27 protein-coding genes and 1 tRNA gene are annotated in these 26,186 nt (G+C 62.7%); 17 read left to right on the forward strand and 11 right to left on the reverse strand.

From position 1 onward, the window contains the following. Positions 1–6 precede the first annotated feature (6 nt). From nicD to APH35_RS29080, 3 genes are read right to left on the reverse strand one after another with little or no spacing between them, the layout of a single operon-like run. Positions 7–813, reverse strand: a complete 807-nt coding sequence (gene nicD / locus APH35_RS19650) for an N-formylmaleamate deformylase (RefSeq protein ID WP_012273184.1) — start codon at positions 811–813, stop codon at positions 7–9. Beyond that, on the reverse strand, positions 810–1,958 hold the full coding sequence (gene nicC / locus APH35_RS19655) for a 6-hydroxynicotinate 3-monooxygenase (RefSeq protein ID WP_060515319.1): 1,149 nt from the start codon (positions 1,956–1,958) through the stop codon (positions 810–812). The genes nicD and nicC overlap by 4 nt, the downstream gene beginning before the upstream one ends. Then, on the reverse strand, positions 1,948–2,292 hold the full coding sequence (locus tag APH35_RS29080) for a hypothetical protein (protein WP_177335380.1): 345 nt from the start codon (positions 2,290–2,292) through the stop codon (positions 1,948–1,950). Before APH35_RS29080 ends, nicC begins: the two co-directional genes overlap by 11 nt. Between APH35_RS29080 and APH35_RS19660 the strand changes: the two genes are divergently transcribed. The 4 genes from APH35_RS19660 (at position 2,279) to APH35_RS19675 (ending at position 8,111) form a co-directional block, all read left to right on the forward strand. After that, the gene (locus APH35_RS19660; RefSeq protein WP_012273186.1) at positions 2,279–3,331 is read left to right on the forward strand and encodes a 2,5-dihydroxypyridine 5,6-dioxygenase; all 1,053 of its coding nucleotides are present in this window, start codon (positions 2,279–2,281) and stop codon (positions 3,329–3,331) included. The two genes, APH35_RS29080 and APH35_RS19660, sit on opposite strands and share 14 nt — an antisense overlap. A 69-nt stretch (positions 3,332–3,400) precedes the next feature. Beyond that, on the forward strand, positions 3,401–3,877 hold the full coding sequence (locus APH35_RS19665; protein ID WP_012273187.1) for a MarR family winged helix-turn-helix transcriptional regulator: 477 nt from the start codon (positions 3,401–3,403) through the stop codon (positions 3,875–3,877). A 200-nt stretch (positions 3,878–4,077) separates the two neighbouring features. Continuing rightward, entirely contained in the window at positions 4,078–4,551 is a 474-nt protein-coding gene (locus APH35_RS19670; protein WP_012273188.1) for a (2Fe-2S)-binding protein, read from the forward strand. Next, positions 4,548–8,111 carry a molybdopterin cofactor-binding domain-containing protein gene (locus APH35_RS19675; protein WP_060515320.1) on the forward strand — a complete coding sequence of 1,188 codons (3,564 nt, stop codon included), beginning with the start codon at positions 4,548–4,550 and terminating at the stop codon, positions 8,109–8,111. Before APH35_RS19670 ends, APH35_RS19675 begins: the two co-directional genes overlap by 4 nt. Positions 8,112–8,114: 3 nt before the next feature. Here the strand turns inward: APH35_RS19675 and APH35_RS19680 are convergent, their stop codons facing one another. Further along, positions 8,115–8,753, reverse strand: a complete 639-nt coding sequence (locus APH35_RS19680) for a TetR family transcriptional regulator (RefSeq protein ID WP_012273190.1) — start codon at positions 8,751–8,753, stop codon at positions 8,115–8,117. Positions 8,754–8,858: 105 nt separating this feature from the next. On the opposite strand from APH35_RS19680, the gene APH35_RS19685 reads away from it, so the two are divergent. Next, on the forward strand, positions 8,859–9,821 hold the full coding sequence (locus tag APH35_RS19685) for an XdhC family protein (RefSeq protein ID WP_060515321.1): 963 nt from the start codon (positions 8,859–8,861) through the stop codon (positions 9,819–9,821). A gap of 26 nt (positions 9,822–9,847) precedes the next feature. Here APH35_RS19685 and salA read toward each other — a convergent pair whose 3' ends face one another. Together salA and APH35_RS19695 are read right to left on the reverse strand one after the other, a co-directional pair. After that, positions 9,848–11,131 carry a salicylate 1-monooxygenase gene (gene salA / locus APH35_RS19690; RefSeq protein ID WP_060515322.1) on the reverse strand — a complete coding sequence of 428 codons (1,284 nt, stop codon included), beginning with the start codon at positions 11,129–11,131 and terminating at the stop codon, positions 9,848–9,850. 111 nt (positions 11,132–11,242) lie between these two features. Next, on the reverse strand, positions 11,243–12,580 hold the full coding sequence (locus APH35_RS19695) for an MFS transporter (protein WP_060515323.1): 1,338 nt from the start codon (positions 12,578–12,580) through the stop codon (positions 11,243–11,245). Positions 12,581–12,814: 234 nt separating this feature from the next. Here APH35_RS19695 and APH35_RS19700 point away from each other — a divergent pair, with 234 nt between their 5' ends. Beyond that, positions 12,815–13,720: a LysR family transcriptional regulator gene (locus tag APH35_RS19700; RefSeq protein WP_060515324.1), complete on the forward strand. Its 906-nt coding sequence runs from the start codon at positions 12,815–12,817 to the stop codon at positions 13,718–13,720. Between the two features lie 56 nt (positions 13,721–13,776). On the opposite strand, the gene APH35_RS19705 is transcribed toward APH35_RS19700, so the two are convergent. Next, positions 13,777–14,931, reverse strand: a complete 1,155-nt coding sequence (locus APH35_RS19705; protein ID WP_060492756.1) for an MFS transporter — start codon at positions 14,929–14,931, stop codon at positions 13,777–13,779. A gap of 281 nt (positions 14,932–15,212) precedes the next feature. On the opposite strand from APH35_RS19705, the gene APH35_RS19710 reads away from it, so the two are divergent. After that, on the forward strand, positions 15,213–16,430 hold the full coding sequence (locus APH35_RS19710; protein WP_060515325.1) for an amidohydrolase family protein: 1,218 nt from the start codon (positions 15,213–15,215) through the stop codon (positions 16,428–16,430). A 72-nt stretch (positions 16,431–16,502) separates the two neighbouring features. On the opposite strand, the gene APH35_RS19715 is transcribed toward APH35_RS19710, so the two are convergent. Next, a complete protein-coding gene (locus APH35_RS19715) occupies positions 16,503–17,381 on the reverse strand; it encodes a LysR substrate-binding domain-containing protein (protein WP_012273197.1) in 879 nt (292 codons plus the stop codon). A gap of 111 nt (positions 17,382–17,492) precedes the next feature. Further along, entirely contained in the window at positions 17,493–17,942 is a 450-nt protein-coding gene (locus APH35_RS19720) for a GNAT family N-acetyltransferase (RefSeq protein ID WP_012273198.1), read from the reverse strand. 228 nt (positions 17,943–18,170) lie between these two features. On the opposite strand from APH35_RS19720, the gene APH35_RS19725 reads away from it, so the two are divergent. Both APH35_RS19725 and APH35_RS19730 read left to right on the forward strand, forming a co-directional pair. Then, a complete protein-coding gene (locus tag APH35_RS19725) occupies positions 18,171–18,866 on the forward strand; it encodes a 3-oxoacid CoA-transferase subunit A (RefSeq protein ID WP_010954768.1) in 696 nt (231 codons plus the stop codon). Between the two features lie 8 nt (positions 18,867–18,874). Beyond that, positions 18,875–19,516, forward strand: coding sequence for a 3-oxoacid CoA-transferase subunit B (locus tag APH35_RS19730; RefSeq protein ID WP_060515326.1), 642 nt, complete (start codon positions 18,875–18,877; stop codon positions 19,514–19,516). A 243-nt stretch (positions 19,517–19,759) separates the two neighbouring features. On the opposite strand, the gene APH35_RS29085 is transcribed toward APH35_RS19730, so the two are convergent. Further along, positions 19,760–19,933 (reverse strand): hypothetical protein, encoded by a 174-nt coding sequence (locus APH35_RS29085; RefSeq protein WP_012273200.1) that lies wholly within the window; start codon positions 19,931–19,933, stop codon positions 19,760–19,762. 163 nt (positions 19,934–20,096) lie between these two features. Further along, a tRNA-Ser gene (locus APH35_RS19735) sits at positions 20,097–20,184 on the reverse strand. Positions 20,185–20,317: 133 nt separating this feature from the next. Between APH35_RS19735 and APH35_RS19740 the strand changes: the two genes are divergently transcribed. From APH35_RS19740 to APH35_RS19775, 8 genes are all read left to right on the forward strand, one after another. Further along, entirely contained in the window at positions 20,318–20,989 is a 672-nt protein-coding gene (locus APH35_RS19740) for a Bax inhibitor-1/YccA family protein (RefSeq protein WP_003251184.1), read from the forward strand. A 179-nt stretch (positions 20,990–21,168) separates the two neighbouring features. Then, positions 21,169–22,548 (forward strand): nucleobase:cation symporter-2 family protein, encoded by a 1,380-nt coding sequence (locus APH35_RS19745; RefSeq protein WP_012273201.1) that lies wholly within the window; start codon positions 21,169–21,171, stop codon positions 22,546–22,548. A 176-nt stretch (positions 22,549–22,724) separates the two neighbouring features. Further along, the gene (tusD, locus tag APH35_RS19750) at positions 22,725–23,117 is read left to right on the forward strand and encodes a sulfurtransferase complex subunit TusD (protein ID WP_012273202.1); all 393 of its coding nucleotides are present in this window, start codon (positions 22,725–22,727) and stop codon (positions 23,115–23,117) included. Position 23,118: 1 nt separating this feature from the next. After that, complete coding sequence (gene tusC, locus APH35_RS19755) at positions 23,119–23,478, forward strand: sulfurtransferase complex subunit TusC (RefSeq protein ID WP_012273203.1); 360 nt, start codon at positions 23,119–23,121, stop codon at positions 23,476–23,478. Continuing rightward, complete coding sequence (tusB, locus tag APH35_RS19760) at positions 23,478–23,774, forward strand: sulfurtransferase complex subunit TusB (protein ID WP_012273204.1); 297 nt, start codon at positions 23,478–23,480, stop codon at positions 23,772–23,774. Before tusC ends, tusB begins: the two co-directional genes overlap by 1 nt. Further along, the gene (locus APH35_RS19765; protein ID WP_012273205.1) at positions 23,771–24,106 is read left to right on the forward strand and encodes a TusE/DsrC/DsvC family sulfur relay protein; all 336 of its coding nucleotides are present in this window, start codon (positions 23,771–23,773) and stop codon (positions 24,104–24,106) included. Before tusB ends, APH35_RS19765 begins: the two co-directional genes overlap by 4 nt. Continuing rightward, positions 24,103–25,104 carry a glycosyl transferase family protein gene (locus APH35_RS19770; protein ID WP_060515327.1) on the forward strand — a complete coding sequence of 334 codons (1,002 nt, stop codon included), beginning with the start codon at positions 24,103–24,105 and terminating at the stop codon, positions 25,102–25,104. The genes APH35_RS19765 and APH35_RS19770 overlap by 4 nt, the downstream gene beginning before the upstream one ends. Before the next feature lie 96 nt (positions 25,105–25,200). Then, complete coding sequence (locus APH35_RS19775; protein WP_060515328.1) at positions 25,201–26,160, forward strand: glutathione S-transferase family protein; 960 nt, start codon at positions 25,201–25,203, stop codon at positions 26,158–26,160. Positions 26,161–26,186 lie beyond the last annotated feature (26 nt).

The following is a 26,186-nucleotide window of genomic DNA, read 5'->3' on the forward strand; positions in this document are numbered from 1 at the left end:
GCTCCGTCAGACAAGGGGTTGGTCGAGGAAATCGCCAAAGGCGGCAAAAAAACCTTCAAGGTCATCCCAAGGGATCATGTGGCCAGCGTTGTCTACCGTTACCACCTGGGTATCCGGCTTGAGCTCGCGGATTTCGGCAATGTCGCGTGGCTCGATCACCCCGCCGCGCCCGGCCACCATCAGCAGCGCCGGCTGGCGCACGGTGGGCAGGTCCTGGTGGATGTCCACCTCATGGAAATCGTCGAAGGCGCGCACGATCGCCGGCTCGTAGCAGGTGTGCAGCCATTCGGCACGCAGCGCCAGTTGCTCGTCGCTCCAGGTAGCGCAGAAGGCACGCATGTCATCGCCGCTCATGCCAACCGTGGCCTGGCGGATCGAATCGACATACCACGGCAGCTTGCTCGGGTAGGCGCGGCGGCCCGGCCCGGACACCGGTGGGTCGACCAGTACCAGCCGCTGCAGCCCCGGTGCGCCTCGGGCTGCCGCGCGAATGGCGAAGCGCGCGCCCATCGAGTGCCCGACCAGGTGGTAGCTGTCCAGGCCCAGCGCTGCGGCAAAGGCCGGGATGTCGGCGGCACAAGCGTCGGTGCCGTAATCCAGTTCCGGGCCGCTTGAAGACAAGCCGCGCCCACGCACATCCAGCACATAGGTGTCGAAGTGCTGCCCAAGGCGCTCGGCGACGAAGCCCCAGGTGATCGCCGGGCTGGTAATGCCCGGCACCAGGATCAGCGCATGGCCCTTGCCGCCATAGCGCAGGTAATGCTGGCGGATGCCATTGGCGCTGACGTTGCCGCCGGCGACGAAGGTGCTCATGCCGCCTCCCCGCTTTTCAGCTGCTGCCCGTACAGGTCGTAGCCATAGACCCAAGCCGGGTCTTCCTGGGTGTAGAGCCAGGTGTTGGCGTTCGAAACCGACTGCACCTGCGATGCCCGTTCCTTGCGGTTGGCCTCGTACAACGCGAACGCGGTGCGGTGGTCGGACAGCCCCGCCTCCTGCAGGCAGCGGGTCAACATGGCCGCGTCCTCGATGGCCATGCACGCGCCCTGGGCCATGTGCGGCTTCATCGGGTGGCAGGCGTCGCCCAGCAGCACCAGGCGCCCACGGCTCCACAAAGGCAACGGGTTGCGGTTGCGCAGCGGCCACTTGGTGATCGATTCGGTGGCGTCGATCAGTTTCTGTACGGTGGGGTGGTAGCCTTCGAAGGCGGCGCGCATTTCTTCCTGGCTGCTGTCGACGAACGCGCCCTGGAAGTCCCAGGCTTCGTGCGGCACACCGGTGACGAAGTAGTACTCGTCGCGCTTGCCGGTGGTGTAGTAGACCATCATGTGGCGGTCCTCGGACCACCATTTGACGCAAGGCTCGAACACATCGGCATGCTGCGCCAGGTTCACCCCGCGGATCAGCGCGCGGTGCGCCACCCAGCCGCTGTAGTTCGGCGCTTCGGCACCCAGCAGCTCTTCACGGATCTTCGAGTGGATGCCGTCGGCACCGATGACGATGTCGGCCACGGTGTGGGTGCCGTCGGCGAAGTCCAGGCGGACCTGGTCGCCTTCGTCGACGATCTTTTCCAGGCGCTTGCCAAAGTGCACGGTGCCCGGCTTGATCGCCTCGATCTGCAACGCGTGCAAGTCGCCACGGTGGATGGTGATGTAGGCGGCGCCGTACTCGCGGCGAGCAAACTCGCCCAACGGGATGCGCGACAGGTAATCGCCGCTGTGGCCATCGCGGCTGAACCAGAAGTCCGGGTGCGAGCCCATCAGTTCCAGTTTCTGCTCCAGCCCCATGCGGCGGAAGATCTTCATCACGTTAGGGCCGATATGAATGCCCGCCCCCAGGCGGGTGAACTCTGGCGCCTGCTCGAACACCTCGACATCGAACCCGGCCTGCTGCAGCAACGTGGCGGCGGCTGCCCCACCCAGACCTGCACCGACGATTGCGATTTTCTGCCTACCCCGCATGGGTATCTCTCCTCTTGTTCTGATGTGTGGCCAGCGGTTCGACCGCCTGACGATTTAGAGCGTATACGCTGTAAATGATTTTTGGAAAGAGGTTCTTGAAAATATTTTTCAAACACCTGACCGAAACGATAAATGGCAGATTGTTACCGCAAACGTTGAGCAAATGTGTGGATAGGTAACGTTTTAGAGAGCACTTGCGCTTGCCGGCGGGATGCGCTTTCATCTGCAAAAGTAGGGTGTACACACTATTACTTTGCACCGAGATGAAGCGCCAGGCACCGCCCCGGTGCATCCCCGTCAACGCCACCAGGAGAACCCCGATGCCGGTGAGCAATGCACAACTGACCCAGATGTTCGAGCACGTACTGAAGCTGTCCCGCGTGGACGAGACGCAAAGCGTGGCCGTGCTCAAGAGCCACTACTCCGACCCGCGCACGGTCAACGCCGCAATGGAGGCCGCGCAGCGCCTGAAGGCCAAGGTGTATGCGGTAGAGCTGCCGGCGTTCAACCACCCGACCGCCATGGGCAACGACATGACCGCCTACTGCGGCGACACCGCGCTCACCGGCAACCTGGCGGCGCAGCGGGCGCTGGAGGCAGCTGACCTGGTGGTCGACACCATGATGCTGCTGCACTCGCCTGAGCAGGAGCAGATCCTCAAGACCGGCACGCGCATCCTGCTGGCCGTGGAGCCGCCAGAAGTGCTGGCGCGCATGCTGCCGAGCGAAGACGACAAACGTCGGGTACTGGCCGCCGAAACCCTGCTGAAGCAGGCGCGCAGCCTGCATGTACGGTCCAAGGCCGGCAGCGATTTCCACGCCCCGCTTGGCCAGTACCCGGCCGTGACCGAGTACGGTTATGCCGACGAGCCGGGGCGCTGGGACCACTGGCCCAGCGGCTTTTTGTTCACCTGGCCGAACGAGGACAGCGCCGAGGGCACGCTGGTGCTGGACGTGGGTGACATCATCCTGCCGTTCAAGAACTACTGCCGCGAGCGCATTACCCTGGAGATCGAAAAAGGCTTCATCACCGGCATCCATGGCGGTTTCGAGGCCGAGTACCTGCGCGACTACATGAAGTACTTCAATGACCCCGAGGTGTACGGCATCTCGCACATCGGCTGGGGCCTGCAGCCGCGCGCGCAGTGGACAGCCATGGGCCTGCACGACCGCAACGACGGCATGTGCATGGATGCCCGTGCGTTCTACGGCAACTTCCTGTTCTCCACCGGCCCCAACACCGAGGTCGGCGGCAAACGCAAGACCCCGTGCCACCTGGACATCCCACTGCGCAACTGCGACATCTACCTGGATGACAAGGCCGTGGTGCTGGCGGGCGATGTAGTCGCACCAGAGGAGTCGCGCGCGCGATAGGGGTTATACTGGCCGGGCGCTCCGCTATTGGCGGCCGGCCAGCACCTTTCCACCAGCCCAAGCCATCCTATGCCGAACAAAACCACACCCAGCAGCGCCCCGCTCGACACCACCCCCTACGACGTCACCGAACAGGTCGGCCACCTGCTGCGCAAGGCCTATCAGCGGCACACGGCGATTTTCCAGCAGCAGGCCTGCGACCCGCAGCTTACCTCGATTCAGTTCGTCACCCTGTGCGCCCTGCGCGACCACGGCCCCAGCTCCCAGGCCGAGTTGATCAAAGCCACCGCTGTGGACCAGGCCACCATCCGCGGCATCGTCGAGCGCCTCAAGGCACGCGAACTGGTGCAGCTTTCGCCCGACCCGGGCGACCGGCGCAAGGTCATCGTCGAACTCACCGCCAGCGGTGCGGCATTGCTCGATGCAATGATCCCCTGCGCCCGGCAGATCAGCGAACTGAGCATGGGCAGCCTCAATGCCGGTGAGCGCGTGGCCATTTTGTACCTGCTGCGCAAGATGATCGACAGCGACGACAGCGCGGGTTGACCGGTTGTGCAAGCGGCCTTTCGCGACACAAGGCCGCTTGCACAGGCCTCCCTGCACTCCGAAACAAGGCTGCACCCTCCCTCTGAATTCATCCCTGGCCTGCTTCTTGCTCACTCACTTCATGTAGTGAGTACTTACCGAAACTCACGCACCATTTGAGTCCTTTGGTAGCGCAAGCAACCTCCAGAGATGAGCCAACAATGCAAACAACCATCTCCCTGCGGATCAACGGCCAGCCGGTCGACGTCAGCGCCATGCCCGACACCCCGCTGCTGCTGATCCTGCGCAACGACCTGTGCCTGAATGGCCCCAAGTACGGCTGCGGCCTGGGCGAATGCGGGGCGTGCACGGTGATCATCGACGGCGTGGCCGCACGCTCGTGCGTCATCCCCCTGGCCGGCGCTGCAGGCCGCGACATCACCACCCTCGAAGGGCTGGGCAACAAGGCTGCGCCACACCCCGTGCAACAGGCGTTCATCGACGAACAGGCGGCCCAGTGTGGCTACTGCATGAACGGCATGATCATGACCGCCAAGGCCCTGCTCGACCGCATTCCCGACCCCACCGACGAACAGATTCGCAACGAGCTGTCCGGCAACCTGTGCCGCTGCGGTACCCACGTCGAAATCCTGCGCGCCGTGCGCCGCGCCGCCGAGACCCGGAGAAAAGCATGAACCACTCTCAACAGGTGCCCAGCCGCGACCAGTTGCTGGCCAAGACCGGCGTACTGCTGATCGTCGACCACATCACCCCGCCCTCGGGCCCCGTGGCCAAGGGCGTGACACCTGTGGTCAAGGAGCGCGAGCTGGCGTTGTTCATCGCCGTCAGCGACGACGGCATGGTCTACGCCTTCAACGGCCACGTCGACCTGGGCACCGGCATCCGCACCTCGCTGGCGCAGATCGTCGCCGAAGAGCTTGACCTGCGTATGGACCAGGTGCACATGGTGCTGGGCGACACCGAGCGGGCACCGAACCAGGGCGCGACCATCGCCAGCGCCACCCTGCAGATTTCCGCCGTGCCCCTGCGCAAGGCCGCCGCGACGGCGCGGCGCCATCTGCTGCAACAGGCCGCGCAACGGTTTGGCTGCGCGCCCGAAGCGCTGCGCATTGAAGACGGCGCCGTTATCGGCAGCAACGGCGGCACGCTGAGCTTTGCCGAACTGGTGCAGGGTGAAAATCATCAATTGTTTATTGCCGACGACGCCCCGCTCAAAGCCATCGAGGACTACCGCCTGGTCGGGCGCAGCACGGCACGGGTAGATATCCCCGGCAAGGCCACCGGCGAGCTGACCTATGTGCACGACATGCGGCTGCCCGGCATGCTTCACGGCCGGGTGATCCGCCCGCCCTACGCCGGCCACGACAGCGGCGACTTCGTCGGCAACAGCCTGCTGGCGGTGGATGAGTCCTCCATCGCCCACATACCTGGCGTGGTGGCCGTGGTGGTCATCCGCGATTTCGTCGGCGTGGTGGCCGAGCGCGAAGAGCAAGCGATCCGTGCAGCCCATGAGCTGAAAATCAGCTGGAAGCCATTCACAGGCAAGCTGCCTGACCTAAGCGATATCGCCCAGGCCATCCGCGATAACCCACGCGTGCAGCGCACGGTGCTGGACCAGGGCGATGTGGACGGTGGCCTCGCCAACGCCAGCCAGCGCCTGAGCCGCAGCTACCTGTGGCCCTACCAGTTGCATGCCTCGATCGGCCCGTCGTGCGCGCTGGCCGACTTCACCGAGGGGCCGATCCGCGTGTGGTCCGGCACGCAAAACCCGCACCTGCTGCGCGCCGACCTGGCCTGGTTGCTGGCGTGCGACGAAGCGCGCATCGAGATCATCCGCATGGAGGCCGCCGGCTGCTATGGCCGCAATTGCGCCGATGACGTGTGTGCCGATGCGGTGCTGCTGTCGCGTGCGGTGCAGCGCCCAGTGCGAGTGCAGCTGACCCGTGAACAGGAACACGTTTGGGAGCCCAAGGGCACCGCGCAACTGATGGAGATCGACGGCGGCCTTAACGCCGACGGCAGCGTGGCCGCCTACGACTTCCAGACCAGCTACCCGTCCAATGGCGCACCTACCCTGGCCCTGTTGCTGACCGGCGCCGTGGAGCCGGTGCCGGCACTGTTCGAAATGGGCGACCGCACCTCGATCCCGCCTTATGACTACGAACACATGCGCGTCACCATCAACGACATGACGCCACTGGTGCGCGCTTCGTGGATGCGCGGAGTGTCGGCCATGCCCAACAGCTTCGCCCACGAATCGTACATCGACGAGTTGGCCTTCGCCGCAGCCGTCGACCCGGTCGAATACCGCCTCAAGCACTTGTCCGATCCGCGCGCCATCGACCTGGTCAAGGCCACCGCCGAACGTGCTCAATGGCAGCCACATACCCAGCCCAGGCAGGCGCAGGCCGACGGTGACGTACTGCGCGGCAGAGGTTTTGCCTATGCCCGCTACATCCACAGCAAGTTCCCCGGCTTCGGCGCAGCCTGGGCGGCATGGGTGGCGGATGTCGCGGTAGACCGGCGCACCGGTGAAGTCGCCGTCACCCGTGTAGTGATCGGTCACGATGCCGGGATGATGGTCAACCCCGAGGGCGTGCGTCACCAGATCCACGGCAACGTCATCCAGTCCACCAGCCGGGTGCTCAAGGAGCAGGTCAGCTTCGAGGAGTCGACGGTGGCAAGCAAGGAATGGGGTGGCTACCCGATCCTGACCTTCCCCGAGTTGCCAGCTATCGACGTGATGATGCTACCCCGCCAGCACGAGCCGCCAATGGGCAGTGGCGAGTCGGCCTCGGTACCCAGCGCGGCGGCCATCGCCAATGCCATTTTCGACGCCACCGGCATTCGTTTTCGCGAACTGCCGATCACGGCCGAACGGGTGCGTGCCGCCCTCGGCGGTGAAGGCCAGGGGCCTGATGCGCCCGCGCCAGCGCAGCCGACGACCAAACGCTCCAAATGGTGGTTCGGCTCGCTCGCCGGGGTGTTCGGTGCCGCCTTGGGCATGCTTGCCACCGCCCTGCCCTGGCGTGCCGAAATCGCCCCGGTAACCCCGCCTGGCGCCGGCAGCTGGAGCGCCGCGATGCTCGAACGCGGGCGCCAGGTGGCAGCGGCCGGCGACTGCGCCGTGTGCCATACGGTCAGCGGCGGCAAGGTGAATACCGGTGGGCTGGCAATGGACACGCCCTTCGGTACGCTGTACAGCACCAACATCACCCCCGACCCGGAAACCGGCATCGGCCGCTGGTCATTCGCCGCCTTCGAGCGGGCCATGCGCGAGGGTATCAGCCGCGATGGCCGGCACCTGTACCCGGCCTTTCCCTACACCTCGTTTCGCAACATCAACGACGCCGACATGCAAGCGCTGTACGCCTACCTGATGTCGCAAACGCCGGTACGCCAGGCAGCGCCGGCCAACCAGATGCGCTTCCCGTTCAACCAGCGGCCACTGATGGCCGGCTGGAACGCGCTGTTTCTGCAACGCGGTGAATACCAGCCCGACCCGCAACGCAGCGAACAGTGGAACCGTGGTGCCTACCTGGTCGACGGCTTGGGGCACTGCACGGCCTGCCACGCGCCGCGCAACCTGATGGGTGCCGAAAAAGCCGGCAGCAGCTACCTCGCCGGCGGCATGGTCGATGGCTGGGAAGCCCCGGCCCTGAACGCCCTGGGCAAGTCAGCGACGCCGTGGAGCGAAGATGAACTGTTCAGCTACCTGAGCACCGGCTTTTCGGAAAAGCACGGCGTGGCGGCCGGCCCCATGGGGCCGGTGGTCAGCGAACTGGCCACCCTGCCCAAAAGCGATGTGCGGGCCATTGCCCATTACCTCAGCTCACTCGATGGTGAGCCACAGGCACAGGTGGCCAAGGCCGCGCCTCAGGCGGACACGCAAGTGTCGTTGAGCAACGGCGAGCGGGTTTTCAAAGGCGCATGCATGGCCTGCCACAGCGATGGGTTGGGGCCAAAACTGTTTGGTGTCAGCCCGTCGATGGCGGTCAACAGCAACGTCCACAGCGACCTGCCGGACAACCTGCTGCGCGTGGTGCTGCACGGCATTGCGACCCCGGCAACCCCCGACCTGGGCTACATGCCCGGCTTCAAGGACAGCCTGTCGGACCGTCAGGTAGCCGACCTGGCGGCCTACCTGCGCCAGCGTTTTGCCGCCGACAAGCCCGCCTGGCAAGGGCTGGCGGCCAAGGCCGCGCAAATACGCGCCAACCCCGGCAGCCACTGAGGTTCAGCGGCGCAGGCCACGCAAGGCAAGGTCGCTGATAAAGGCAAGCCAGTCGGCCTTGGCCTGCTTGTCGGCCAGGTCCACGGCCAGGAACGAGCTGAGAGTATGGCGGTTGGAGTTATAGAAGTAGCACAGCGAGGCAATCATCAGGTAGGCGTGGGTGATGTCGATGTCGTCCCGGAACAGGCCCTTGGCCTGGCCGGCCTCGATGATCGGCCGCAGCACGCCGACCGCCTCGCCGGACAGCGCCCTGAGGTTTTGCGACTTGCGCGCGTGCTGGCCCTGGTGAAGGTTTTCGGTGGCAAGGATGGTGACGAACTCGGGGTGGCGCACGTAGTAGTCCCAAATGAACGCCACCAGCTCGCGCAGGGCTTGTTCCGGGTCGGCGAGGTCCAGGCGCAGCTTGGCTTCGGCCTGGTTGAAGCTGGCGTAGATGTGCTCCAGCACGCTGATGAACAGCTTTTCCTTGCTGCCGAAGTAGTAATAGATCATCCGGTCGTTGGACTTGGCCAGCGTGGAGATCTGCTCGATGCGCCCACCGGTGAAGCCTTCCTTGCTGAAGACCTTCACGGCAGCCTTGAGAATGTTGTCCCGGGTGCGGTCGGCCTGCTGGGCGCGAACACCGGTTTTGCGAGTTTGCATGTCGGTCCCTGTGGGGCTGGCCAGATACCCAACACTGCCACAGACGTTGGGCCATTGCGCGGCTTTTTCGGCTGGGCTGACACGATACGAGCGAGGTAGCGGAACATGCAGCATCTCGACCTGCAGGTAATCGACAAAGCCCTGCAATGGGCCCGTGCCGGCGATACGGTGTGGCTGTGCACGGTGCTGTCCACCTATGGCTCGGCCCCCCGCTCGCCCGGCGCGATGCTGGCCTGCCGCAGCGCGCATGAGTGGGTCGGTTCTTTGTCCGGCGGCTGCGTGGAAGAGGAGTTCCTCGCCAGCCTGGCGCACGGTGCATTCACCCAGCCGGCACAGGTAATGCGCTATGGCGACGGGCACGAGCAGAGCCGGCGCTTGCGCCTGCCCTGCGGCGGCGTGCTGGTGGTGCTGGTAGAGCGGCGGCAGGCAGATGGCGCGTGGCTGGAGCATCTGCAGGCCCTTCGCGGGGCGCTGCTGGGCCAGCAACGGGTGACGCGCAAGGTCTGTCTGCCGGCGGGTAGTGTCAGCCTGCATGGTGACAATAGCGTTGCCGTGCGCATGGACGACGGCGCCGTGCACATCGGTATCGGCCCCGCTTTGCGGCTGGTGCTGGCCGGGCTGTCGCCGGTCGCCGAGGCCTGTGCCGATATCGCTCGCACGCTGGGCTGCGAGGTCATTGCCTGCGACCCGCGCGAGGAGATGGCGAGTGTCGAGATAGAAGGCGTACAGATGCACCGGGTACTGCCTTCGCTGTTCATCGCGGCGGGTGGTTGCCATGCCGCTACGGCCGTGGTGGCGCTGACTCACGATCCGAAAATCGATGACCTGGCCTTGATGGAGGCGGTGCATACGCCGGCGTTCTACATCGGCGCCATGGGCTCGGTAGCCACATCAGCCCGCCGCGCCGAGCGGTTGCAGCGGATTGGCGGCTTGACGAACGAACAGATCGAACGGCTGCACATGCCTATCGGGCTGGACCTGGGCAGCAAGTCGCCAGCGGAGATTGCGCTGGCGGTGATGGCGGATGTGCTGCGGGTATACCGGGGCAAGGCGCGAAATGCGTTGTAACGCCTGGCACCACGGCCCCCTGCCATTCAGGCAGCCTGCACCTGCAACCCCAACAATTGACGGGCGCGTTTCAGGTCATCCTGCAGATCATGGTTCCACAACCAATCGAACCGCTCGCCCAGCACCTTGCCGAGCAACTGCGGATCGTCCAGCACGGCAGGGTCACGGAACTCATACAGCTCACCCGCTTCCCATGAGGTGCGCTGCACCCGGCAAGCACGCGGTCGCCGTACCGCGTCATACGCCTCAAGCACTGCCTGCACAGGGCTACCGAGCACATTCGGGTCGGCCAGCAACCGTGCCAGCAACCAGGCATCCTCCAACCCCTGGCCGGCCCCCGCGCCCTGATGCGGCAGCATGGCGTGAGCAGCATCACCAATCAGCCCCACTCGGCCGTGGGTATACCCCGGCAGTTCAGCAAGATCATGCAGTGCCCATAGGGAAGGCGTGGCGATGCACTCCAGCAGTACCTGCGCCGCATCACCCCAGCCCTCGAACGCTTTGAGCATTTCGGCCTGGCTTGCCTGACGCACCCAAGGCGCATCGCTTGGCCAGGCTGGATTCGGCTGGCTGCGGTCCGACACGAACGCCACCACATTGATCAACCGCCCCTGTTTGACCGGGAAGGTCAGGATATGGCCGTCGAGCCCCAGGTACATCTGCGGCACATCGACCAAGTGCTCACCCACGCCGCGCGCCCAACAGGCTTCACGTAACTGCGCGCTGTCGATCAGCCCACGGTAGGCGCATGTGCCACTGAAACGCGGCGCCACCCGCGCAACACCCAGGCCGTCGAGCACGTGGTCACGGATGGATGACTTGATGCCGTCGGCACCAATCAACACGTCGCAGTGATGCTCCGTGCCATCGGTAAAGCACACCCGCACACGCTCCCCCACCTGCTCGACCTGCTGCGCACGCTTGCCGAACTGGGCGATGCCCGGCGGCAACTGGCTGGCCAGCGCATCGAGAAAATCAGCCCGGTGTACCGACGACTGCCCAACCCCTTCTGCCACACTGCTGCCCAGGTATTGCGTGTCACGCCCATCACGCCATTCGAACCACACATCTTGCCAAGGTGCCGGCGTGCTGTCGGCGATCCTGGCATAGGGCTCGGCAATGCCCAATCCGGCAATGGCACGCACCGCATTGGCACCAAAAGAGACGCCTGCGCCTACTTCACCGAAGGCCGCAGCCGATTCGAACAGTTGGACGTTCAAGTGCGCATGGCGGCAAAGATCGAGCGCAAGTGCGACACCTGCGATACCACCGCCAACAATGGAAACTTCAAGTGCAGTAGCCTGTTGCATTGCAAGGTACCTCGGGGCTGATTGTTATTGGAGTGAGCCGATCATTACTGCTGGCAGACCATTGATAAATATCGCCAAACCCATAAACGCCATCACCTACCTGAATATTCCTCAGCCGATAACTCGCTGAACGCCCCGGCTTCGCGTTGCCACAACCTGACGCCGGATAAACAGCAGAATGGCGACGGCGCCAATGGCGCCCGGTATGGCAAACGCCAGGAAACTGCTTTGATAAGGCAGATTCGCGCTGTGCAGCACCCCGCCCAGTACCGGCCCGACGATTGCCCCCAGCCGCCCTATACCCATTGCCCACCCAAGTCCGGTGGAACGGATGTGTGGCGGGTAGTACTGCACCGCGCAGGCATTGGCCAAAATCTGCGTGCCAATGGTAGAAGCGCCAGCCACGGCGATGAGCAGGTACAGCACCGCCACGGGCGCCTTTAGCGCAAGCAGGCTGAGCGACAGCGCACCGCAGGCGAAGAAGCACAGCAACACGTTGGCGATACCCACACGGTCACCCAGCCAGCCACCCGCAATCGCCCCAACGATCGCACCCGAGTTGAGCACCAGTAAAAATGCCAGGCTTGAGTTCAGCCCATAGCCCGCACTGCTCATCAACTTTGGCAGCCACGAACTCAATGCATAAACCATCAACAGGCAACAGAAGAATGCCGCCCACAACGTCAGCGTGTTTACCACCCGCCCTTCACTGAAAATCTCCCGAATCGACACTTTCCCAGCCCGCGTAGCGACCAAGCTGAGTTGGTCATCGTGCTCCGGCAAATAGTCTGATGTGGCCTGGGCCAGCAAAACCTTGGCGCGTTCGGCCTGACCGCTGCGCAACAGAAAGTCCATGGACTCGGGCAATTGATGGATCAGCAACGGCAGCAGCAACAGCGGTATCACAGCCACATAGAACACCGCCTGCCAGCCCCACTGGGGAATGAACAGCATGCCCAGCCCAGCCGACAGCATGCCGCCCAGCGAATAGCCACTGAACATGATCGCCACCAAGGTGCTGCGCATCTTGCCGGGTGCGTACTCGTTCATCAGCGCAACCACATTGGGCATGACACCGCCGATCCCCAGCCCGGCAACAAAGCGGCACAGCGCGAAGGTTTCGGGTGAAGTGGCCAACCCATTCAAGGCCGTGACGCCACTGAACAGCAAGACACAGGTCATGATGGTTTTGCGCCGCCCGATCCGGTCCGACAGCGAACCGAAGAACAGCGCCCCCGCCATCATCCCGACCAGCGCGCAACTGCCCAGTGCCCCCGCCTGTACCGCGCTCAGGCCCCATTCGGCCATCAGCGATGGCAGTACCACGCCATAGATGACCAAGTCATAGCCGTCGAAGATGATGATCAGCGCGCACCAGAACAGTAAACGCGCGTGAAAGGCATTGAACCGGGCCCGTTCCAGCAGGGCCGCTGCATTGATATTTCGCATGGCATCGCTCTTGTAGTTGTTATGGATGGGGCATGCCCCCAAATTGGCTAGCGCGATCCATCATGACCAAGGCGCGACACGGCTGATATGCAGCCACTCGAATAGTGGCTATTTCGGGTATGAATACTGTTTATGCATACCCAGTGAGTCTCGTTTCCGGTAGCGTTGCATTCGGACGCAGATAAACCCTGAAAACAATACCCATCGCGTCTCGACCAATACCTGAGAGGTATCATGGATTTACGCGATCTAGACCTGAACCTGCTTCTGGTTTTCAACCAGCTACTGATCGACCGCAAAGTTTCGACCGCCGCCGAAAACCTGAGCCTGACCCAACCGGCGATGAGCAATGCCCTGAAGCGCCTGCGCACTGTGCTGCAGGACGAGTTGTTCGTGCGCACCTACCAGGGCATGGAGCCCACTCCTTACGCCCTGCAGTTGGCGGAGCCGATTACCACAGCCATCCAAACGCTACGCGACGCATTCAGCCGGCAGGACACTTTCGACCCGGCCACCAGCAATCGCCGCTTCACCATGGCTATGACCGACATTGGCGAGATCTACTTCATGCCCAAGCTGATGGACGCGTTTGCCGCACTGGCGCCCGGCTGCACCATCAGCACATTGCGCAACTCGGCTGACACCCTGGCCGAAGGGCTGCAGAACGGCACTATTGAGCTGGCGGTTGGCCTGTTACCGCATCTGCAGGCGGGGTTCTTTCAACGGCGGCTGTTTCACCATCGCTATGTGTGCCTGTGCCGTAAAGGGCACCCCGCTACGCAGCAGCCCCTGACCATGGAGAGCTTCATGAGCTTCGAGCATGTGAATGTAGTGGCGGCCAATACCGGGCATGGCGAGGTCGACACGTATTACGCGCGGGCTGGGGTGGTGCGCAACATTCGCCTGGAAGTGCCGCACTTCGTGGCGGTGGGGCACATCCTGCAGCACAGTGATTTGTTGGCAACGGTGCCAGAGCGGTTTGCCGCCAGTTGCGAGGCACCGTTCGGGTTGAGCGTTATGCCACCCCCGGTGGCATTGCCGAACATCGAAATCAACCTGTTCTGGCATGGGCGGTACAACAAGGACCCGGCCAACCGCTGGCTTCGACAATTGATGTTCGACTTGTTCTCGGATGCATGATCTTGCGCCAATCGTCATGCACCTTGGGGCTGCGGCGCAGCCTCAACCGCGAACGCTCAGTAAACAGCCTTTCTACGCACACCTCTAACCCCGGCCCCCAGGCAGGTAACCGCAAAAGCAATCACCAACGCCCCCGTCCCCAGCAAGAAGATCAGTTGTTGATTGGACCCTTCCACCAACAAGGCAATCAGCGCAGGCGTCACGGCCGCCGCGCCCATCAAGGTAATGCTGACCAGCGGCGTAAGCTTGCCGGTCGGGTCGTTGGTGGTAATCAGCGCCATGTAGTACGACAACGACAGCACCCAGCCAAAGTTGATCAGTAACAGCGCCACGAACAACTGCATCGGTGTGCGGGTATGGCCGGTGAGCATGGCAATGGAAATGAACACTGCCACCAAGCCTACGGCAATCATCAACTGCCGGTTTACCCGCGCGCCCAGCAAACTCGGCAGCCCTGCCCCAGGCAGGCCACCAATGGCAGACAGGCCGAATGCCCAGCCAATGTCGACACCTTCGATACCCTGGTCTCGCGCCAGCTGGTCGATGAAGCCCCACACGCAATAGATGGCGATCTGCATGAACAGCATGCCCACCAGTGCAGTGCGTCCCGTACGCGCCGAACCACCCTGGGCGGGCGAACCTTCGTCATTGGCCAACGAAACTGCCGGGCGACGCGGCAGCACCAGGCTGGCGCCGCAGATCAACAGGTACCACAGGCCAAACGCGCACAAGGCGGTTACCGTTCCACTCTGCGCGGCAAGCAATGGCAGCGCTGCGGAAAACAGCGAGTACTCCGGCGTTTGCAGTAACAGCATCAGGCCGAACGAACGGTCCTGATTGGGCAGGCGGCCCAACGTGGACACCGCATAGGCATACACCAGCCCCGCGCAGGTGCCGGCCGCCAGGCGCACGCCCAGCAACATCGCGTTGCTGCTGGTAAAAGCCGTGGCGATGCTAAGCGCCACGCACAGCCCACCTACGAACAGACACAAGCCGCGCCCGCCGTGGCGCTTCATCAACAGTGGGCACAGCAAGGTGCCCAGGGTCATGCCAATCATCTCGACCGACACCACCCAACCTTGCTGGTCGAGTGACAGGCTGAGCTGTTCGGTGACCAACCCCATGAAGATGGGTTGCACACCACAAACAATGAAGGAGGTACAGGCAATGAAAATCAGCGCGGCACGCAGCAGCTTGGAATCATGGGTCATGGGGACTCCGACACGGCATTTGTTTTTATTGTGTGTGGCGACCGGCCCTGAAAGGCGCCGTAGCTGGCGGCGGGCGGGTCCCGTGGGCAATCCTGGGCCGAGAGCGAAGGCTTGGAAAGTTAATTATCGAAATCGACTTCAGTGGGCTTTTTAATGCAGGCTGACGCGCCCTGCCTGCATCCAGAAATGCACTGCATAGGATCCTGATAATTAATTGGAGACATACCCGCATCCGCCCTACCGTGGTACGTCACCCAAGCCTCAGTAAAAAAGGCCCGTTCATGAACGACCGTGAGTTCATCAATGCCATCGACGCCGATGGCCTGCCCCTGCACATCGCCGTAAGCAACGGCCGCATCAGCCACATCGGCCCGCAACGCGCCAGCACACCCGCCCGCGAGACCATCGACCTTGAAGGCCTGCTGGCGCTCCCCGGCTTCGTCGACGGCCACATCCACTTGGACAAAAGCTTCGTCGGCGACCGCTGGCGCCCACACCAACCCGTCGCCAGCCTGCGTGAGCGCCTGGCCGTGGAAAAACGCGAACTTGCCAGCGCCCCACCGATCCTCGAGCGCGCCGACGCGCTGATGCGCCAGGCCGCCTCTTACGGCACCGTGGCCATGCGCTGCCATGTGGACGTGGACGCCACCACCGGCCTGACCAACTTGCGCGCCATGCTCGAAGCCCGGGACACCTGGAAAGACCTGATAGACATCGAACTTGTGGCCTTCCCCCAGGCCGGTGTGGTGACCTGCCCCGGCACTGCCGACGTGATGGAAGCGGCTATACGCGAAGGTGTGCAGGTCGTCGGCGGTATCGACCCAACCACCCTGGATGGCGACGCCGAAGCGCAGCTGGACATCGTGTTCGGCATTGCCGACCGGCACGGCGTGAAGGTCGATATCCACCTGCATGAACCCGGCGACATCTGCATCGCCCAGCTTGAACGCATCACCGCGCGCACCACCGCCTTGGGCATGCAAGGCTTGGTGGCAGTCAGCCACGCCTATGGCCTGGGCGATGTATCCGACGCGGTGGTCGACCGCACGGCCGAGCTGCTGGCCGGCGCCGGCGTATCGATCATGACCAACGCACCCGGCGAACACGCCTTCCCGCCTGTGCTACGCCTGCGTGCAGGCGGTGTGCGGGTGTTCACCGGTAACGACAATATCCAGGATGCCTGGTGGCCGTATGGCAATGGCGACATGCTGCAACGGGCGATGCTGATCAGCTATCGCTCGGGCTTCAACACCGACGAAGAATTGCGGGTTGCGTTGGAAATGGCCACTGAGGCCAGCGCCGGAGTGATGGGCAAACAAGACTACGGTTTGAAGGTCGGCAACGAGGCCAGTTTCGTGCTGTTCAAGGCGCCGAATGCGGCGGCGGCGGTGGCGGCAGCCCTCCATGAACGCGTGATCGTGCGCCACGGCGCATTCTGGGGCGGGCCTGCGCAATTGCGGTTGAAGGCTACGCAGTTTGCCAACGAGCTGCGCCGTTGAGGTCAGCGCTGGCTTGCCGGTGATGGGCTGCCTGGCAGCCCTCATCGCCCCAGCTGGTTTCCAGCCCCGTGCTTACTCTGCCTCAGCCCGCAAAATCCCAATCAGAATCTCAGCCAGCTCCATCACCATCGGGTCCGCCGTAGGCCGATGGAAAATTGCCGCCTCAAACACTTTGATCGGCTTGAACCCCTCTTGCGCCCCCAAAACTCGATGCCTGGCCGTCACCACGCGCGAAGGCAACAGACTCACCCCCAGGCCATTGGCCACCGCCTCCTGAATCCCTGCCAGGCTCGAACTGGTAAAGGCAATCCGCCAACTGCGCCCCATCGCCTCGACCGCACCGATCATGTCATCCCGGTACAGCCCCCGCGGCGGAAAGGTCACCAGCGGAATCGGATCCTGGGCAAAACACGGGTACTGCGCACTGTCGATCCACTCGATGCACTCCGGCTGGCAGGCATTGGCCTCCCGGCTATGCCGCCGCTGCTTGATCAGCACCAGGTCCAGTTCGCCACGGTCGTAGGTGCTCATCAAATCCCGGCTCAGGCCACCGGTGATCTCCAGCTTCACTGTCGGGTTACGCCGATTGAACGCTGCCAACGCCTGCATCGTCTTGCCCGCGACAAAATCGTCCGGCAGGCCGATACGCACGGTAACCGTCACCCCGCCTGACATGGCTTCGGTCAACTGGCTGCTCACTGCCAGCAGGTGCCGTGCGAAACCCAGCAATGTTTCCCCGGCATCGGTCGGGTGCACCTCGCGGTTGCTGCGGTCGAGCAACTGGTGGCCGACCATTTCCTCCAACCGGCGCACCTTCTGGCTGACCGTCGATTGGGTGGAGTGCAGGCGTGCAGCGGCGGCGGTGAAACTGCCGCAGTCGGCCACCATGACCACGGTGCGGAGCATGTCCAGGTCGTAGATGGCTCGGTTGGGGTTGGTGGATTCTGGCATTGGGCGGGTTCAGCTTTCTGAATGGGGCTGGGTACATGATGCCTGAACCTGGGGTGCATGACGCATTGCCTGCGTGCGGGGCATGCTTTGTACGCGCGCATGAACGGGGTATCAGGGAGCGAGGGTTTTCTCGAAGTAAACCCGATTGAAACCGTCCTCTGTACGTTTCCCCACCTCTACGTAGCCGAGCTTGGGGTAAATCGACAGGTTCTCGGTCATCATCTCGTTGGTGTATAGATGGACGGTGCTTATCCCCAATCGCCGGGCGGCATTTTCGCAGAAGCCGATCAGCGCCTTTCCTACACCACGCCCGGCTGCACGGGGCAGGACCGCCACGTTTTCCAGCAGCAAATGCCCTTCTTCGGCATAGAAGACAATGAAGCCTTGAAAGGTCGCCTGGTCATCCGTCGCTACGTAGACCACCCCTTGCGCGATCTGCCTGGCGAAATGTGCGGTCATCGGGGCTGGCTTGCGTCCGATGAGTGGCACATAGCGAGCATAGGCCTGCTCGGCGCACTTTCTGATCTCGGGCTCATCGGTTGCTACGGCCAGCCGGATCATGGGGTCTCCTTTGGTTGATGGGGTTCTGATGCCCACTGCAGCTGCTCGCACATCGCACAACGGTTCGATAATCGCACAAATTCAGCCAAACCCCCTCTACTGTTGCCCTATCTTGCGGCACGCTATACCGAAAGTCAGCAAACACTTTCAAGCGCTGACAGGCCCCATCGCTTCACGCGCTCCGGCCAGCCCGACAACCACAACTCCAGGAACAACCAGGAGCTCGCCTTGATCAATAAAACGTACGAGTCCATCGCCAGCGCGGTGGAAGGAATCACCGACGGTTCGACCATCATGGTCGGTGGCTTCGGCACTGCCGGCATGCCGTCCGAGCTGATCGATGGCCTGATCGCAACCGGTGCCCGCGACCTGACCATCATCAGCAACAACGCCGGTAACGGCGAGATCGGCCTGGCCGCCTTGCTCATGGCAGGCAGCGTGCGCAAGGTGGTCTGCTCGTTCCCGCGCCAATCCGACTCCTACGTGTTCGACGAACTGTACCGGGCCGGCAAGATCGAATTGGAAGTGGTGCCGCAAGGCAACCTGGCCGAGCGTATCCGCGCAGCCGGTTCGGGCATCGGTGCGTTCTTCTCGCCGACCGGCTACGGCACCCTGCTGGCCGAAGGCAAGGAAACCCGTGAAATCGATGGCCGCATGTACGTGCTGGAAATGCCATTGCACGCCGACTTCGCACTGATCAAGGCGCACAAGGGTGACCGTTGGGGCAACCTGACCTACCGCAAAGCCGCGCGCAACTTCGGGCCGATCATGGCCATGGCCGCCAAGACTGCCATCGCCCAGGTCGACCAGGTTGTCGAACTCGGTGAACTGGACCCGGAACACATCATCACTCCGGGTATCTTCGTCCAGCGCGTGGTCGCCGTCACCGGCGCTGCCGCTTCTTCGATTGCCAAAGCTGTCTGAGGCCTGCCATGACCATCACCAAAAAGCTCTCCCGCACCGAGATGGCCCAACGCGTGGCCGCAGACATTCAAGAAGGCGCGTACGTAAACCTGGGCATTGGCGCACCGACCCTGGTGGCCAACTACCTGGGCGACAAGGAAGTCTTCCTGCACAGCGAGAACGGCCTGCTGGGCATGGGCCCAAGCCCAGCGCCGGGCGAGGAAGACGATGACCTGATCAACGCCGGCAAGCAGCACGTCACCCTGCTGACCGGCGGTGCATTCTTCCACCATGCCGACTCGTTCTCGATGATGCGTGGCGGCCACCTGGACATCGCCGTACTGGGCGCCTTCCAGGTGTCGGTCAAGGGCGACCTGGCCAACTGGCACACCGGTGCCGAAGGTTCGATCCCCGCCGTAGGCGGTGCGATGGACCTGGCCACCGGCGCCCGCCAGGTGTTCGTGATGATGGACCACCTGACCAAGACCGGCGAAAGCAAGCTGGTGCCCGCGTGCACCTACCCGCTGACCGGTATTGGTTGCGTCAGCCGCATTTACACCGACCTGGCCGTGCTGGAAGTAACGCCTGAAGGCCTGAAAGTGGTCGAGATTTGCGCGGAAATCGACTTTGACGAGCTGCAGAAGCTGAGTGGTGTGCCGCTGATCAAGTGATGTTTTGATCGACGCAGACCTGTGTAGGAGCGGCCTTGTGTCGCGAAAGGGCTGCGAAGCAGCCCCGGCAATTGTTGATGTAACGCTGAAATCCGGGGGGCTGCCTTGCAGCCCCCAAGACACCAGCAACACCCACTATCCCACCACCCCAGCCCGCAATCGCAGCAGGCTAGGCCTTGGGCTGCGCATTGGCCAAGGCGGTGATGGATGATGCCGAGCTGCGCATGTGCGCTGCGCTCAAAATTAGGCGTTGTTGCGCGGGGCACGTTGAAAACGGGTAACTGCGATTTGAACAACACCGGCCACTAGGCAAAGCACACCTATTTTCCAACCCCCTTCCAGGCCGAAGTGCTCCGCTATCTTCCCGGCGATGATCACGCTTACGAAAATGGCGGCGGGCAGGATCAGCTTGTTCATTTCGGCCTCCAGGTGCGAACGGCATAGATCGTGAGGGGCACAGCCTACGCAGCGCCGGCGTGCGAGAGATCTCTGGGCGCAAAGTCGAACCGCCCCACTCCACAGGCCCGTTCTTACAGGCCCTAAAAACGCAAAAAGCCCTGAATAATCAGGGCTTTGAATATGGCGGAAGCGTAGAGATTCGAACTCTAGGATAGTTGCCCATCGACGGTTTTCAAGACCGTTGCCTTAAACCACTCGGCCACGCTTCCAGCTCGTTTTGCGGCCGCCATCATACCGTAATGAAACACGCTGTCAAACTCTCTGTGTCGCGGGTTGCAGGAGCTCTGATAGACTCCTAGCATCTGAACGTTCGAAACCACAGGTTTACCAAGGAGTGTCGCCATGCGCGAACAGGATTACGCCGTACACCACGGCCAGCAGGTCGAGCAGCAGGAGATCAGCAAGGTCCTGCGCAACACGTACAGCCTGCTGGCGCTTACCCTCGCCTTCAGCGGTGTCATGGCTTTCGTTGCCCAGCAGATGCGTGTCGGCTACCCGAACGTGTTCGTGGTGCTGATCGGCTTCTACGGGCTGTTCTTCCTTACCAATAAACTGCGTGATTCCGCCTGGGGCCTGGTGTCCACCTTCGCCCTCACCGGCTTCATGGGCTTCATTCTCGGCCCAATCCTCAACCGTTACCTGGGCATGGCCGGTGGCGCTGAAGTGGTCAGCTCGGCATTCGCCATGACTGCGCTGGTATTTGGTGGTCTGTCGGCCTATGTGCTGATTACCCGCAAGGACATGAGCTTCCTCAGCGGCTTCATCACTGCTGGCTTCTTTGTTCTGCTGGGCGCTGTCGTGGCCAGCTTCTTCTTCCAGATCAGCGGCCTGCAGCTGGCGATCAGCGCTGGTTTCGTGCTGTTCTCGTCGGTGTGCATCCTGTTCCAGACCAGCGCGATCATTCATGGTGGCGAGCGCAACTACATCATGGCGACCATCAGCTTGTATGTTTCGATCTACAACCTGTTCGTCAGCCTGCTGCAGCTGTTTGGCATCATGGGTCGTGATGACTGATTGACTGGTGTAAGAGAAAGCCCGCCTCGGCGGGCTTTTTTGCACCCAGTGAATTGACTTAAAAGTCAGCTTATTGGATGCATACCCGCCGATCATGCCGCTATCGTGCTTTTCTCTACCGTAATCTTCCGTCACCCCGTAGAATGCGCTCCTTTTTTCTTCCGGGGCAGCTTTCAGCAATGAGCTCACACGAACACAGCCCAGGCGCAGCGGCGCCTGCCAATGAACTGGTGCTTGGCCTTGAGGACAAGCCACGGCTGTTGATCGGCCTGCTGGCAGCCCTGCAGCACCTGCTGGCGATCATTGTGCCGATCGTTACCCCTGGCCTGCTGATCTGCCAGGCGCTGGGCGTTTCGGCGCGTGATACCAACCTGATCGTTTCCATGTCGCTGGTGATCTCCGGTATTGCCACCTTCGTCCAGTGCAAACGCTTCGGCCCATTTGGCGCCGGGCTGCTGATCGTTCAGGGCACCAGCTTCAATTTCGTAGGCCCGCTGATTGCCGGCGGCGCGCTGATGGTCAAGCAAGGCACGCCCGTTGAAGGGGTGATGGCGGCCATTTTTGGTGTGGTGATTGCGGGCTCGTTCGTCGAGATGGGGGTGTCGCGCATTCTGCCCTTCGTCAAACGCCTGATCACCCCGCTGGTGACGGGCATCGTCGTGCTGATGATCGGCCTGACCTTGATCAAGGTAGGCCTGATAAGCATGGGTGGCGGCTTTGGTGCCATGGCCAACGGTACCTTCGCCAATGGCGAAAACCTGCTGCTGTCGGGCGTGGTGCTGGCGATTATCGTGATCCTTAACCGCATTCCCGTGGTGTGGATGCGCAGTTGTGCCATCGTCATCGCCCTGGCGGTCGGCTACGCGCTGGCCGGCTATATGGGCCGCCTGGACTTCACTGGCATGCACGAGGCCGCGCTGTTCCAGGTGCCGACGCCGCTGCACTTCGGCCTGAGCTTTTCCTGGGCGCTGTTCATTCCGATGCTGGTGATTTACCTGGTCACTTCGCTGGAAGCCATTGGTGACGTGACCGCCACCAGCAAGGTGTCGCGCCAGCCGGTCGAAGGGCCGGTATGGATGCAGCGGATCAAGGGCGGTGTACTGGTCAACGGCGCCAACTCGCTGCTGGCCGGCTTGTTCAACACCTTCCCTAGTTCGATCTTTGCCCAGAACAACGGGGTAATTCAGCTGACCGGGATTGCCAGCCGCCATATCGGTATGTGGATTGCCGTGATGCTGGTGCTGCTGGGGCTGTTCCCCAGCGTTGCCGGGGTGATCCAGGCGGTGCCAGAGCCGGTGCTGGGTGGCGCGGCCATGGTGATGTTCGGGGCGGTTGCGGCTTCGGGCATCAACATTCTGGCCAGCACCCGGCTGGATCGTCGCGCGCTGCTGATCATTGCCGTGTCGTTGGCACTGGGCCTGGGTGTGGCGCAGGTGCCGGAGTTCCTGGCGCACATGCCGGCGGCGATTCGCAATGTGCTGGAGTCGGGTGTGGCCACCGGGGGGATCTGTGCCCTGGTGCTGAACTGGTTCTTGCCGGAAAGCAAGGAACAGGCGTAAGTCTGGTGTCTACCTGTTAGGGCCATGGGGGCTGCCATGCAGCCCATCGCGACACAAGGCCGCTCCTGCAAGGGATCGCACAGGCCTGGGGAATCAATAGAAGCCCGCGCCGCTTGCACAAGCGGGCGCGGGCTTTTTTGCTTTATCATGGCAGCATTCCTTTGCATGAGTTATCCATGAAATTCGCTATCGCGGTGTTCTCCCCGGCCCATGCGCCCTCCTCGCGGCGTGCCTTGCGCTATGCCGAGGCAGTGCTGGCCGGCGGGCATGAGATTGCCCGGCTGTTCTTCTATCAGGACGGGGTGCACAGCGCCTCGGCCAACGTGGTCGCCCCCCAGGACGAACTGGACGTGGCTGGCCAGTGGCGTACCTTTATCGAGACCCACCAGTTGGACGCCGTGGTGTGCATCGCCGCTGCCCTGCGCCGTGGCGTGCTCGATGAAGCCGAAGCCAACCGTTACCAGCGCCCGGCCGTGAACCTGCCCAAACCTTGGGAACTGTCGGGGCTTGGCCAACTGCATGAAGCGGCGCAGGTTGCTGACCGCCTTGTCTGCTTCGGAGGCGATTGAAATGGCTAAATCCATGTTGATCATCAGCCGCCAGGCCCCGTGGAACGGCCCATCGGCCCGTGAGGCACTGGACATCGCCCTGGCCGGCGGGGCATTCGACCTGCCGCTGGGCATGCTGTTTCTGGACGACGGCGTGTTCCAGCTCGCTCCCGGCCAGCAACCCACCGAGGTGCAACAGAAGAACCTGGCCGCTAACCTGCAAGCGCTGCCGATGTTCGGTGTAGAGGAACTGTTCGCTTGCAGCCACAGCCTCACCCGCCGCGGCCTTGCAGCCGATACCCTGGCACTGCCGGTGCAAGTGCTCGATGACGCGGCCTTGTCCGCGCTGATCGCCCGTTTTGACCAGGTGATAACACTTTGATGACGACCCTGCATGTAATTGCCCACTCCCCGTTTGGCGACGAGCGCCTGGCCAGCTGCCTGCGCCTGCTCGGAGCCGACGACGCGCTGCTACTGTGCGGCGATGCGGTGTATGCCCTGCGCTGCGGCAGCGAGCCGCACCGCCAGCTGCAAGGTGCCGGCCTAGCCACACGCCTGTTCGCCCTGAACGAAGACCTGCAAGCCCGCGCCATCGACAACGAACTGGCCAAAGCCGTGGACTACGCCGGGTTCGTCGAACTGTCGCTTCACTACGACAAGGTCAATAGCTGGCTATGAGTACGCTCACCGTTGGCGATCAAGCGATCGCCCTGGACAAGGACGGCTTCCTGGTCGACCTGCAAGACTGGTCCCACGCTGCTGCCGAGGCCTTGGCCGAACGCGAAGGCATCCTGCTGACGGCGGACCACTGGGAGATCCTCGAACTGTTGCGCCAGTTCTACCAGGAATTCCAGCTGTCCCCGGCCACGCGCCCGCTGATCAAGTACACGGCGCTGAAACTGGGCCCGGACAAGGGCAACAGCCCGCACCTGAACCGCCTGTTCAACGGCACCCCCGCCAAACTCGCCGCCAAGCTGGCGGGCCTGCCCAAGCCGACCAACTGCATATGACCGACCCTCGTCCGCTCACCCTGGAAACTCCCGCCGAACACCCGTTCGCCGAATTCGTGCGCATTCTCGGCAAAGGCAAGCGCGGTGCGCGCGGCCTGACCCGCGAAGAAGCCCGTGCTGCCATGACCCTGCTGCTGGAAGGCAAGGTCGAAGACACTCAGCTGGGCGCCTTCCTCATGCTGCTGCGCCACAAGGAAGAAAGCGCCGAAGAACTGGCCGGCTTCACCGAGGCCCTGCGCACCCACCTGCAGGCGCCGCGCATCGCCGTGGACCTGGACTGGCCCACTTACGCCGGCAAGAAGCGCCACCTGCCCTGGTACCTGTTGGCTGCCAAGTGCCTGGCCAACAATGGCGTGCGCATCCTGATGCACGGCGGTGGCGCGCACACCGCCGGGCGCATGTACAGCGAACAGTTGCTCGAACGGTTGCAGATCCCGCTATGCCGCGATTGGGATGCAGTCGGCAACGCACTGGACCAGCACCAGTTGGCGTTCTTCCCGCTGCACGATTGGGCGCCGCAATTGCAGCGCATGATCGACCTGCGCAACACCTTGGGCCTGCGCTCACCGATCCACTCGCTGGCCCGAGTGCTCAACCCGCTGGGTGCGCGCTGTGGCCTGCAAAGCATCTTCCATCCCGGCTATCAGGCCGTGCACCGCGAGGCTAGCCGGCTGCTGGGCGATCATGCCGTGGTGATCAAGGGCGACGGTGGCGAGATCGAGGTCAACCCTGATGTCATCAGCCACCTCTACGGCACCACGGCGGGCGAAGCGTGGGACGAAGAGTGGCCAGCGCTGAGCGAGCGCCGACATGTCAAACCGCCCAGCCTGCAGGCCGAACAGTTGCTGGCGTTCTGGCGTGGCGAGGTTGAAGACAGCTATGGCGAGAAGGCCGTCATCGCCACCATGGCCCTGGCATTGCGGGGCTTAGGGCGGGACCGCGAACAAGCGTTTGCGACAGCTCAAGGCTACTGGAACACGCGAAACCGATCGATTTAACCGATCGTATCACCCCGATCTTTGCGCTATTTGTTCGAACGATTTGGCCTAGACTGGGCTCCAACGACAAATCACTTTGTACCGAGGAGCTCACTCATGGGCCTTTTGATCGACGGCCGCTGGCATGACCAGTGGTATGAAAACGGCAAGGACGGTACGTTCAAACGCGAAAACGCCCAACGCCGCAATCAACTCCCCGCCCCCGAAGCCGGCCGTTACCACCTGTACGTCTCGCTGGCCTGCCCATGGGCTCATCGCACCCTGATCTTGCGCGCCCTCAAAGGCCTTGAGCCATTGATCGATGTGTCGGTGGTCAGTTGGCAGATGCAAGACCATGGCTGGACCTTTGACCAGCAGCAAGGCTCCAGCGGCGACCACCTTGGCGCCCTGCAGTATCTGCACCAGCGCTATACCCAGGATGACCCGCATTACACCGGCCGGGTGACCGTGCCTGTCCTGTGGGACAAGAAAGAGCAGCGCATCGTCAACAACGAATCGTCGGAGATCATCCGTATCTTCAACAGCGCGTTCAACGAGCTGACTGGCAACGCCCTGGATTTGTACCCCGAACCACTGCGACCGGTCATCGAGGCGCTGAACGAGCGCATTTATCCGGCGGTGAACAACGGCGTTTACCGGGCAGGCTTTGCCACCACGCAAGACGCCTACGAAGCGGCGTTTGATGATGTGTTCAACGAACTGGATTACCTGGAAGACTTGCTAAGCCGCAATCGCTACCTGGCGGGTGAGTACCTGACTGAGGCCGATGTACGCCTGTTCACCACGCTTGTGCGCTTCGACGCTGTGTACCACGGGCACTTCAAGTGCAACCTGCGGCGCCTGAGCGACTACCACAACCTGTCGAACTGGCTGCGCGAGCTGTACCAGTGGCCAGGGGTAGCGGCCACTGTGGATATGGAGCATATACAGAAGCACTACTACATGAGCCACAAGACCATCAACCCGAACGGGATAGTGCCTAAAGGGCCTTTGCAGGACTTTGGCGCGCCGCATGATCGGGAGCGGCTGGCGGGCAAGGGGATTTGGCAGGCTTGAGAAAGCCGGGGCTGCTTTGCAGCCCC

It is taken from the genome of Pseudomonas sp. NBRC 111132 (genome assembly GCF_001320565.1).
Taxonomy (GTDB): Bacteria; Pseudomonadota; Gammaproteobacteria; order Pseudomonadales; family Pseudomonadaceae; genus Aquipseudomonas; species Aquipseudomonas putida_P.